Annotated in this window: 11 protein-coding genes; 1 reads left to right on the top strand and 10 read right to left on the bottom strand. The window is 61.9% G+C overall.

All coding sequences use genetic code 11. The features are described 5' to 3' along the window. Nucleotides 1-2: 2 nt before the first annotated feature. Together ACZI8Q_RS18710 and ACZI8Q_RS18715 are read right to left on the bottom strand one after the other, a co-directional pair. Entirely contained in the window at nt 3-938 is a 936-nt protein-coding gene (locus ACZI8Q_RS18710) for a sigma-70 family RNA polymerase sigma factor (protein WP_463375070.1), read from the bottom strand. A 10-nt stretch (nt 939-948) separates the two neighbouring features. Further along, a complete protein-coding gene (locus tag ACZI8Q_RS18715) occupies nt 949-2,139 on the bottom strand; it encodes an NAD(P)/FAD-dependent oxidoreductase (protein WP_463375071.1) in 1,191 nt (396 codons plus the stop codon). Between the two features lie 86 nt (nt 2,140-2,225). Between ACZI8Q_RS18715 and ACZI8Q_RS18720 the strand changes: the two genes are divergently transcribed. Next, entirely contained in the window at nt 2,226-2,675 is a 450-nt protein-coding gene (locus ACZI8Q_RS18720; protein ID WP_463375072.1) for a hypothetical protein, read from the top strand. A gap of 226 nt (nt 2,676-2,901) precedes the next feature. Here the strand turns inward: ACZI8Q_RS18720 and ACZI8Q_RS18725 are convergent, their stop codons facing one another. From ACZI8Q_RS18725 to ACZI8Q_RS18760, 8 genes are all read right to left on the bottom strand, one after another. After that, nucleotides 2,902-3,450 carry an RNA polymerase sigma factor gene (locus ACZI8Q_RS18725; protein WP_463375073.1) on the bottom strand — a complete coding sequence of 183 codons (549 nt, stop codon included), beginning with the start codon at nt 3,448-3,450 and terminating at the stop codon, nt 2,902-2,904. A gap of 207 nt (nt 3,451-3,657) precedes the next feature. Then, nucleotides 3,658-4,425: a hypothetical protein gene (locus ACZI8Q_RS18730; protein ID WP_463375074.1), complete on the bottom strand. Its 768-nt coding sequence runs from the start codon at nt 4,423-4,425 to the stop codon at nt 3,658-3,660. 298 nt (nt 4,426-4,723) lie between these two features. Further along, on the bottom strand, nt 4,724-5,914 hold the full coding sequence (locus ACZI8Q_RS18735; protein ID WP_463375075.1) for a DUF7373 family lipoprotein: 1,191 nt from the start codon (nt 5,912-5,914) through the stop codon (nt 4,724-4,726). Nucleotides 5,915-5,989: 75 nt separating this feature from the next. Then, nucleotides 5,990-7,225, bottom strand: coding sequence for a DUF7373 family lipoprotein (locus tag ACZI8Q_RS18740; protein WP_463375076.1), 1,236 nt, complete (start codon nt 7,223-7,225; stop codon nt 5,990-5,992). 57 nt (nt 7,226-7,282) lie between these two features. Beyond that, nucleotides 7,283-8,197, bottom strand: a complete 915-nt coding sequence (locus ACZI8Q_RS18745; RefSeq protein ID WP_463375077.1) for a C39 family peptidase — start codon at nt 8,195-8,197, stop codon at nt 7,283-7,285. Nucleotides 8,198-8,293: 96 nt separating this feature from the next. Then, nucleotides 8,294-9,505, bottom strand: coding sequence for a DUF7373 family lipoprotein (locus ACZI8Q_RS18750; RefSeq protein WP_463375085.1), 1,212 nt, complete (start codon nt 9,503-9,505; stop codon nt 8,294-8,296). Nucleotides 9,506-9,857: 352 nt separating this feature from the next. Then, a complete protein-coding gene (locus ACZI8Q_RS18755; RefSeq protein ID WP_463375078.1) occupies nt 9,858-10,250 on the bottom strand; it encodes a hypothetical protein in 393 nt (130 codons plus the stop codon). Between the two features lie 142 nt (nt 10,251-10,392). Further along, nucleotides 10,393-11,109, bottom strand: coding sequence for a hypothetical protein (locus ACZI8Q_RS18760; RefSeq protein ID WP_463375079.1), 717 nt, complete (start codon nt 11,107-11,109; stop codon nt 10,393-10,395). Nucleotides 11,110-11,542: the final 433 nt, after the last annotated feature.

The following is an 11,542-nucleotide window of genomic DNA, read 5'->3' on the forward strand; positions in this document are numbered from 1 at the left end:
CCTCACCACGACTGCAGGATCGGGTCGCCGTGCTCGCCCCGCGCCCATTCCTGGGAGAAGCGGCCGAGGCGCGGCTGGGAGGCCACACCTCGTACGGCAGCGATCTTGTCGTCGCGCACGTCCAGGACGACCACGCCCACCACTCGGTCGTCGACCGCGGCGACCACAGCGGGGGAACCGTTGACCACAGCGGAGTATAAGGAGGGCGAACCACCGGCGAACTTCCGCTTCGCCGGAGTCGACTTGAAACCGGCCTTCAGCATGACCGAGATCCGCTCGGCACCCGTGAACTGCAGGAGCTTCTTCGCCAGCCCCGCACCGTCGGACACCGCGGTGGCATCGTCGGACAACAACGCCAGAAGCTTGTCGGTGCGTCCCGAGGTCGCGGCCGTCACGAACTCCTCGACGATCCGTTGCGCAGTAGCGGCGTCCACCTCCCCGGCTCTGCGTTCCGCGTTCAGATGTCGACGAGCGCGGTGCGCGTGCTGCTGACTTGCCGACTCGGTGATGTCGAGAATCTGGGCGATCTCGGCATGGCTGTGTGAGAAGGCCTCGCGCAGAACATAGACGGCTCGCTCCACCGGAGTCAGCCGCTCCATGAGCGTCAGCACGGCCAAGGTCACCTGCTCACGCTGCTCCGCGGTGTCGGCCGGACCCAACATCGGATCGCCGCCGAGCAGCGGCTCGGGCAGCCAGGCCCCGATCGCACGTTCATGCCGGGCAGTGGCCGAACGCAGCCGGTCGAGCGAAAGGTTGGTGACGACCTTCGTCAACCAGGCTTCGGGCACGTCGATGCGATCCAGATCTGCGGCCTGCCAGCGCAGAAAGGCGTCCTGCACCATGTCCTCGGCATCCGCGGCCGATCCCAGCAATCGATACGCCAGCGAGGCCAACCGATTCCGGTTGACCTCGAAGCGTTCGAGAGTAGCCGTGTCCATAAGCGTCATGCTAGGCGGACACCGCGTCGATCGAGAGGTCTTTCGCAAGCGCTCCGCGACGCCTGCGGCTCGGCAATCCATACGTCGGATGAGCCATGCTCCATGCAACGTTTCGGAGCACGAACGCCTTGTACAGAGTTGCCGGCCACCCACGCAGCGACCACGACTTCGACTGCGCATCCCGGTCGACGAGCTGGAGGATCGCGTCCTTCTGGCCGAGACTGATGCAGTTGCCGAAGTACGGCAGCCCCTTCTGCGAGACCTGACGGCCCGTCAGATCACCGACGATCGCGGTCGTCGCCTGCATGCGGGTGAACCCTGCCGATGCACAGGACATCGGCAATTCCTGCCCGTTGCCTCCACAGGTGTAGATGCTGTCGCCGGCGCCGTAGACCTCGGGATGCGAGACGGATCGCATCATGCGGTCGACGGTGATCCGACCATCTTGTTCGACCTCGAGACCGCTGGCTGCGGCGATGGGATGGACCGCGAATCCAGCCGCCCATACCGTCGCGTCCGAGTCGAACGCGGTGCCGTCTGCGGCGACCGCACCCGAGGCTTCGACGCGGTCGATGCTGGTGTGCTCGTGCACGTCGATACCCAAACGGTCGAAGGCCCGCAACAGGTGCCGGCGCGCCTTCGCCCCGAGCCATCCGCCCACCTCACCGCTACTGGCAAGGGTGACGTGCAGGGCAGGCCGAGATTCGGCGATTTCGGTGGCCACCTCGATACCGGTCAGATTGCCGCCGACGACCAACACTTCTCCAGTCCCGGTCAGATCGTCGAGCCGTTTGCTCAGGCACAGCGCAGCCGGGCGTTCGGTCACGTGGAACGCGTGTTCGGCCACACCCGGAACGCCGTGGTCGGCGACCGTACTACCCAGCGTGTAGAGAAGGGTGTCGTATTCGAGCTGATCGACCCCCTCCTCATCAGTGACCGTGACGGTGCGTTCTGCAGCATCGACGGCCGTGACCCGTGCAATCCGGAGACGGATGCCGGTTCCCGAGAACATCTCCGCCAACGGATAGCGGGCTAGAGCTTCTCCGGCAGCGAGCTGGTGATTACGCATCCGCTCGATGAAATCGGGTTCGGCGGTGACCACGGTGATCTCGAAATCGGTGGGGTGCAGATGACGCGCGAGGTATCCGGCGGCGGAAGCCCCTGCGTATCCGGCCCCAAGTACAACAATCCGGTGCGTCATGATCTTCTCCTGTCTCGTTCGCGTGTCCTTTGAACGAGACAGCTCGCAGATCCATGACAGATGCGGCGAAATGGTAGGAATCAACGATGAGACCCTGGGCGTTCGTAGCCATCGCGGCAGTGTCGGTCGTGTGTTCTGCCTGCACTGGCGGGCCATCCGACTCGTCGAGTCCGGACGATCGGTCGCTCACGTCGACGGAGTATGTGGGAACCGTCGAGGAAATAGAGCCGCCAGAGCGCAGCGTCGAGGCCTCCGAGCTGGAAGCCGCCATGCGTGAGCGTCTTCGGTGGGATGATTCCTCGCCCTTTACGCGCCTTCCCATGAGCGCGTCCGAGGCCTGCGCCGGCGCATTGGCATTCCTCGATCAACGCGAACGCGCCGCGCAGGAATCCGGGGACTCTCTGTGGAACCGCGAGAGGGAGGCCGAGAACGTGATTGCCTCGCTCTCCACACGACCGGATTTCGTTGGTACGAGCGATTCTCACCAGCAAGAGATTGTCGAAGCGATCCGAGCGGCAGCCGCAGGCGAATGCTGAGGGGACTCTATTCAGCTGGGCGGCTGCCGGTCACCTGATGCTCTCGCCCGATGGATGAAAGCACCGACAATCATGCCGACAGTCGAACCGACCAACATGCACAGCCCAGTTGCAGTACCCGCCCAGGGAGCGACCAGGACGAGACTGAGGGACGCTCCCAGCGGTCCACATATCATGGATTCTGGAGTGGCCAGGAATCCACCGATTTTGTCGAGTCTGCTGCTCATCAACTACCACTCGTAGTGGCTGGGTGGTAGATCGGTTTGAGCAGTTCGAGCATCTTGGTGCGGGCACGGTGGATTCGAGTCTTCACCGTCGACTCACTCACACCTTGATGCTCTGCGATCTCCGCATATGTCAACGCAGCGAACTCGCGCAACACCAGTGCCACGCGGAAATCCTCGGTGAGCTCGGCCAACGCCATGCGCACGGCTTGAATATCGGCAACCCGGTCGGCCACATTCGGGGCGGAGTCTTCGTACTCGAGTTCGATCTCGTCGCTCGACACGTCGGGCTTTCGACGCCGAACAACAGTGAGTGCCGCGTTGGCGGCAATCCGATGGAGCCAGGTGTTGAAGCGGGATTCTCCGCGGAATTTCGCCAGATTCTGCCATGCGGCCGTCAACGCTTCCTGAAGGGCGTCTTCGGCGTCGTACGCGTTGCCGCAGATGTTCAAACACACGAACCAGGCATTGTTGCGGTATCGACCGACGAGCTGCGCAAACGCGGCCTCATCGCCGTCTCGGCACAGCGCCAGTAGTTCGACGTCGGTCATGGGGTCCCCCGGAGAGATGATCGTTCATGCGGTCCCACCCTTAGCGGATGCTGAGAGCATAGCCTGCCGGTCGACGACAGCGCGCGCCGACCGGCGGGTTTCGACGAGCGCTGTCGTGACCGGTGCCGGGGAGTACCGTTTGCCGCCCTCGGGGACGGATCCATGCGGCGGTTCCAAGGACGGCCGCATGTTCCCGACTGGAGTGCGTCAGGCCAGGTCGCCGGCCTCGAACTGATCGACAGTCGCCGGAATCTCGATCTCCTCGACCGTGGTCGGAGCGGTCTCGAACTGATCGAGAACACCATCGGCGTCGGTGTCCGAGTACTCGATGTCGAAAGTGCCATCACCATTGGTGTCGGAATAGATCGAGTTCGGAACACCATCAGCATCGGAATCGATGACCGCCTGATCGAACTGACCACTCCCATCGGCGTCGATCAGATGCGTTTCCATGACCCCGTCACCATCGGTGTCACGATTCGAATCGACGACCACACCGTGATCGAGAGTGTCCTCCTGAATGGCAGTGCCCTCGGCGTCGAGGACGACGCGCGCATCAGCAACACCATCGCTGTCCAGATCAGCAGTAATCGTGGTGTGCCCCAAGGCGTCGGTGGACGTGGTGGCCTCGTACAGACCGTCACCATCGACGTCCACCTCGGTGAGCGTGACGTTCCCCGCGTCGTCGAGATGCTGAATACCCGCCGATCCGTCCTCGAACTTCACGTTGACCTGATCGACCGTGCCGTCACCGTCGATATCACGCGCGGACACATACGCCCCACCCGCCGGAGCCTCACCGGCAGGCGCGGAAGCCGGAGCCGCCTCCGTGGCCGGCGCGGAAGCCGCAGCCGCCTCCGTGGCCGGCGCGGGGGCGGGCGCCTCCGGAGCAGAAGCAGAAGCCTCAGCAGCAGAACCAAAACTGGCCGTCGACGGGTCGCCGGTAACGTTCGCGGTGTTCTCGGGGTTGCTCATGGCTGATCCTCTTTCAGGTCATCATCGGGAGTATCTCTCCCTCGCTTCTGTAAGTGAGATGCACCAACAACAGAGAAAGTTCCCCACCATCGGGGGAATCTCCCGCCATCAGCGAAAACGGTGCCCTGCCCCTGGCCGAATTCTCGACACAGAACACTGGGTCGGACCGCTGGCTCGTCTAACTGTCGTATGCGCCAATCTCGGATTGTTGCCGGCTCCACAGGCACGGTTGGCCATGGCGTCCCCAGGGCAGGGAAAGCGCGGCGTCCAATTTCTGCCCTTCCCATTTCCGGGCCGTCTATTCAGCGTGGTCGAGGATCAGCGATTGCGCGGCAATCAGCTGATTGACTTCGGTGGGGTCACCCAAGCTGATGTCACCGGACGCTTCGCCGACGTAGCGGCCGTTGGCCACCCAGCAGAACTTCATGGCGTCGTCCTTGACGCATTTGGTGTTCTCGAGGCCCTCTGGAACCGGCGCCTCCGTCATTCCGCGGGCGATGCTCGACTCGACCAGCCCGTCGACAAGTCCCTTGGCAGCTTCGTCGTCTCTGGTGCGGAACACTCTGGTCTCGGAGACGCCCACACGGTCGACACCGGCTTCGGTCATCAGTTCCTCGGTGTACCGAACCTCTGACAAGGCGAGTTGGATTCCGCGCGGACCCCACACGGCCTGGTCACGGGAGCTTCCCCGTTCGCTGTCAGACGGAATGGTGTAGACCAGGACGTGGTCCTGGTCCATGGTGATGTTGGGGATGTCCTCGATCGGTGTGGCCGGGAACTTGTCGATCAACTCCTCCTGCAAATCAATGGCTTTCGCGGTGGACTTCGCGATCCATGGTTTGTCGTCGGGCAGTCCCCACGCCGAGGTGTAGATCAGGTAGTCGTTGTGCGCAGTCACCGAATTAGCGGCGATCTTGCCCTCGAATCCGAAGCTGACCACAACCGAGTTCGGAAGCACGTCGATCGGATCGAGGGTGCGTGGGTTGTATTCGTTGGAAAGCCAACTTTCCTGAACCACCGGAAGAGCTTCCTGCGCGGCAGCAGCATCCGTAAAGCGGAACACCCAGGTGCTGAATTCCCGTGGGTCGTCTTCGTTCCCAGTCTCACCTCCCGCCTCGAACCCCGCTACGACCGAGTCCCCCAACTCGTCCATGGCGAGCTCACCCAGCGGTGTGCGCAGATTGGACGCGGATTCATACGGACCGGACGATCCGAACGGGGAATCCAACGCCGGGTCGACCTCCCACGGCAGAACGATGAACTCGGACATCCGCTGCGATTCAATCCAGGCCGCCTCATCCGGCGCGGCCTTGCCGAACTCTGGTTGCGGTGTGGTCGGGAAAGTGCCGGTGTCGAGGTTGGACTCCTGTGTGCTGGGTGCGGCGTCGCCACCGGGTGCGGCAGCGTCATCGCTGCTACCGCACCCGGTCAGCAGTAGCCCTGCCGCGGCCGCAGCGGCGGCCACACGCATAACGGTCGGTGTTTTCATATCGTTCCTTATCGTCTCTTGAATCCACACTCGTTGTACCCAAACGATATTGGGCACTGGGTTTGAAGGGGTGACCTATTTGGCGTGGTCGAGGATCAGGTACTGGGCTGCAATGAGCTGATCGACCTCTGTGGGGTCTGGGTCTCCAATGTCGCTGGAGGCCTGTCCGACGTAACGCCCGTTGGCGACCCAGCAGGTTTTCCCGTCCGGGTCACCGGCCACGTCGATGCACTGCGCGCCGTCGAGACCCGTCGGCGGGTCGACCACGATGGTTCCTTCGACGTCGAGGTTGTCCTCGACGAGCCCGTCGACAAGGTTCTTCGCGTCCTCCTCGGATGCCGTCTCGTAAACGGTGGTGCGGCCGATGCCCACATGTTTCACGTTCGAGTCGACCATTCGCTGGTAGGTGCGACGGAAGTGCGGGTCGACTGCCGCGGCGCCGCGCGGCCCGTAGACAGCCATATCACTGAAGGTAACCGAGGACTCCCCACTCTGATTCGCGACGGTATAGATCAGGACCTTGTCCTGATCCATCGTGATATTGGAAATCTCCTCAACCGGAGTGGCCGGGAACTTGTCGATCAACGGCACTTGCTGGTCAACGTATTTCGCGATCGACCGGGCCGCCCAGCCTTTACTCGACTCGGGTGCCGACAGCTGGGTGACCAGCAGGTAGTCGTTGTGCGGGGTGATCGCAGTAATCATGAGATCACCCTCGGCATCGCCCCCAGCGGGCGGGAATTGTTTTGTGATCACGGTCGTGTTCGGCAGGATGTCGATCGGATCCTCGAATATCGAGAGAGGGTACTCGTGTTCGAACTCGAGCATGCCGTTGGTGATCTTCGGAAGCGCAGCGTCAACGGCAGCAGCGTCTTCGAGGCGAACCACCGAGCTCCACAGTGTGCGGGTGAAGTCTCCTCCTCCTGGTCCGGCGGACGTTGTGAACCCTGCCACGAACGAGTCTTCGAGGGTTTTCGCTACAGCCTCAGGGCCCAACTGGGCAGCTTCGAAGTCTTTGAGGGGACGGCCGCCATTGCGGGGAACGACGTCGAATTCTGGGTCGATTTCCACTGGAAGGACAACGAACTCGCCCATCCGTTGCCCTTCGACCAGGGTTGTAACCTCGACCGGTGGGGTGCCGAATTCGGGTTGTGGGGTGGTCGGGAAGGTGCCGGTGTCGAGGTTGCTTTCCTGTGCGCTGGCTGCGGCTGAACCGGTTGCGGCGGCGTCGTCGCTGCTACCGCATCCGGTCAGCAGTAGTCCCGCTGCGGCAGCCGCCGCAGCGACTCGTATGACGTTGCTGGACCTCATGTCTTCCTTTCTGATACGCCGAGCCAGACGGGCTCGGTTGTGGCTGCTCACGCAGCCCTAAGCCAGGTTCGCGATCACCCACGGCGACTTCGACCCCCCGGACATACCGGTTTCGTCGACCGATTCGGGTGCGGTGCCCGCCAGGTCGAGGTCGATCTCGTCGGAGACGAGCATCTCGCAGTCGGAGTCCTGCCATGCGTTCTCGAACTGGTCGATCGGCACCTCGAGCTGGTTGCCATCGGGATGGCCAGGGTCGGAGAGAATGACCACGCCGCGTTTCTCGTCGATTCCCGCCACGACGAGAAAGTGGTCGGGGGTGTCGTCCTCGACTGTTTCGGTGCCCCAGATTTCCCCGGAATCAACCATCGCGGTGACTGCGTAGCCTGCGTCCAGCTTCGCCTCGAGGCTGTCGATGGTGCCGTTCTCGATATGACACGGAACGCCTTGGTCCTCGAGGAGGGCCTCCAAGTTCGGGAACGTCATTCCTTGTGACGGGTCGTCGTTCCACATCAAGCCGAGTTCCATAGCTCGGTCCACAAGTTGTTGCGGATCGGAGATGTCGAGGCCGGTGAACTCGGAAACTATCTGCGCTGCGGAAGACGGTCCGCAGTAGCCGTCCTCGACCTGCCAGAACCAGTCGTTTGCCCACGCTTCCGGTGCACCTGAGATTCCGTCGTCGACAGGTTCGGGCTCAGGTACAGGAGCCCGTTCGAGCTCTGGTTCCGATTCCGGCAGCGGGGTTATCGATACATCCGACAGATCAGGCTCATCGCCCGGCCTGTCCGCAGGGTCGGTCGTTGCACGCACTTCCGTCACTGTCTCGAGCAGGTCGGCGACGTGCGAGGAAGCAAAGTCGGTTTGTTCGGGGAACAGTTCGCCGGAAAAGCTCTCACGGACCTCACCGGAGGGTGCCGCATCGCAGGTATCGGCCTGCTCGGGTCCGAGACCCAAGTCGGAAACGTCGAAGTTCATGAGCTCGCTTTCGTCAGAGACAGCGCGTATCGGGTCTCGCAATCGCTCCGCCATCACGAGGCCCAATACGCAAACGCAATTTCGCTGTGTCGGTGGCTACTCCGCGTGTTCGAGAATCAGGTACTGCGCTGCCATCTTCTGGTGAACGGTCTTCATGTCATCGAGACCGGATGCCTCGGCCGCGTACCGCCCATTGGCAATCGTGCAGTACCCCGCAACCCCATTGGAGGTGGTCTTGGTGTAGCACTTCGAATCCGGGAGCCCTGGAACGCCTGGAGCTTCGGAGAATCCCGACGTGGCTACCAAGTCTGCCCCGAACTCATCCCGAATCCGTTGGGCACCCTCGACGTCTTCCGCCTGATACACGACAGTTGCGTCAGTGCCATTGTGCACAGCTCCGACCTCCGTCAACAACTCGAATGTCAGTCGCGGATTGGTGGAACGGTGCGCCATACCACGCGGCCCGTAGTCCGCCATCTGACGAGCGGACTGCTGTCCGTCGGTATCGGGGATCGTCAACCGAATCACGCCAGCCTGATCAAGCTTGAGCTTGTCGAATTCACCTGGCTGGGTGGCCGGGAACTGGTCGAGCATCGCCTCCTGTACCTGCAAGGCCTTCGCGACGGTCTGCGCATTGACATCCTCGTTACCTGGAGCCGCCTGGGAATAGGTGTAGATCACATAATCGCCGTGGGGAGTGTAGCCTTCGGCAACGACCGCAGCCGAAGCATAGTCGTTTTCTTCGGTGGCCCTCGTGGATACCAAGGTGTTCGGCAGGATGTCGATGTGTTGTTCGGTGGAGGGTGGTAGGTACTCAGAACCTACGAGCCCGGCCTGATGCAATTCGTTTGCCACCTTGACGGCCGTGGCTTCGTCGGGGAAACGGAACACCGCGTGCGCTATGGAACGCACGCTGTCCGCGCCGCGGCCGTCATCGGCGGTCACGGCATATCCGGTGATCATTCCATTGTCGATGGCGATCTGCTCCGCGTTTCCGGCGAGCAGCCGGCCCACAGCACCGCCGTTCTCGAGAGGTCCGGTGGGCCTCTTCGCTGATGTCAATGCGGGGTCGATCTCGAAAGGAACGGGAACGAACTGGGCGAGGCGCTGCCCTTCGATCATCCCGATTTGTTCTGTTGTGGCATAACCGAACTCCGGTTGTGGAGTAGTTGGAAATTCGCCAGAATCGAGGGCAGAGAGGTCGACAGCGGAGGTCGTGGACGCCGCGTCACCCGCGACGTCGACGTCACCTGACCCGCACGCTGTCAGCAGTATTGTTGCCGAGAATATCGCCGCCGTAGCCGGCATCAGAGTTGACCTTTTCACTTTGGTTCCTTCCGGAAGTGCCCGTGGAGCGTCATCGATGCACCTGGCTCGTCCCAGGTACACCTGTCGATTGATAGAGGCGGCAAGCAGGGTGATAGTTCATGATTCATCATGTGATGTCGCCCATATTTTTGATGTGTTGACGGATAAACCGTGCTGGGTGGCAAGACGTCGGGAGCGGAAACGTCGCAAGGCTCGAACACCTCCGGCGCACAGGACTCGTCCCGCGTGCCCGTTCAATACTCGACAAGCGAGGGATCAGGGTCCACGCAGTAGCACCGTCAACCAATCAAATTGAATCGAGATTCCCCGCGAAACGGAGCTTCACTCCGGTTCAGAAGGACATATCACCGAATCCCAGGTCGTTGGGATCATCGATCTCGATAACCCCTTCATCCCCGACCTCGCCGGTTGTGTCCGAATCGGCGAAAGGTGTCACATCGTTGCCGGGAGGACTTGGATCGATGTCCAGTTCGGTGACGGCATTCGTTCCCTCCTCATCGTCCTGAAGCTCCGAATTGTCGTAAATCAGCTCGTCATCGTCGGGCACGTCCGGTTCGTCAGTCATGTCGGGGACCAGCCCGGCGTCGACCAACGCCGCGCCCGGGGCGGTGGCGTTGTCGATGACCCTGGCCCACACGTCATCCGGGACGCTCGAATCTTGGGTGGTAAGACCGAGAGAACTCAGCAGCGAATCTGAATCTTCCATTGTTCGCACCTTCTCCAATCGTGCGCCGCCTGTCGGTATCGCCGACCATCGCCAGTTGGATGTACCACGGGGCGGGAAAGTTCCCGCCCCGTCACACGTGAGGCGAATTTCAACGCGTCACTGGCGCTACTCCATTATTCCTCATCCCGGTTGGGACGCGTCAGGCCAAGTCACCGGCCTCGAACTGATCGACTGTCGCCGGAGTCACGACCTCCTCGGCGGTGACCGGGGCAGTCTCGAACTGATCGAGAACACCATCGTTGTTGGTGTCGGAATACTCGATGTCGAAGGTGCCGTCACCATTGGTGTCGGAATAGATCGAGTTCGGAATGAGGTCGGCGTCGGAGTCGACGACCGCCTGATCGAACTGACCACTTCCATCGGCATCGATCAAGGTCACATCAGCCACACCGTCACCATCGAAGTCACGCTTCGAATCGACGACCGCACCGTGATCGAGTGTGTCCTCCTGAACAGCGATGCCCTCGGCGTCGAGGACGACGCGACTATCGGCGGACCCATCGTTGTTCAGATCCGTTTCGACGGTGGCACTTCCGTCCTCATTGGGCTTCAGGGTGGTTTCGTAGGAACCGTCACCGTCGTCATCGAACTCGGTGAGGGTCACGTTCCCGTCGTCGTCAAGGTGATCAACAAAGCCTGTACCGTCGTCAAATCTGGCGTTGACCTGGTCGGTCGTACCGTCACCATCGATATCGTGCTCGGATACGCGCGCCCCTCCAGCCGGCGCCGCAGGTGCCGCATCAGCGGCCGGTGCCGGTGCCGCGAGATCAGGGGCCGGAGCCGGGTCGGCAGGCGCACCGAAGCTGGCGGTGGACGGATCGCCAGTGACGTTCTCGGTCGTCTCGGTGTTGCTCATCTCAGATCCTCTCTCGAGTCCTTGTCGGGAGCATCTCTCCCGCGCTTCTGTAAGTGAGATGCGCCGACAGCGGGGAAAGTTCCCCATTACGGAAGAATGCTTGCTGGAACCCGAGTCTGCGCATCAATTGTGGAGGCAATGACAAAGCGGGCCCGTACCGACAACACCCCGCCGACTCGATCGCCAGCAGCACAAGGGCGCGGATTCCTCGCCTCCGGTCGGTCACACAGCGTCCCGCGGCGCACCAGATCACCTTCTCACTGGCAGGGCACCGCCCGATCTGTGACGGCAGCCGTCCGCTCCGCCGTGTTGACCGTGGTCGGTCTTCACATGATCAACGATGTTGCAGCCACTGACCGAATCCACCGTTTCACTATTCCTCGACTGACTCGGCATGCTCGAGGATGAGGTATTGAGCGGCCGCCCTTTGATG

The organism is Rhodococcus quanlei (assembly GCF_055231015.1).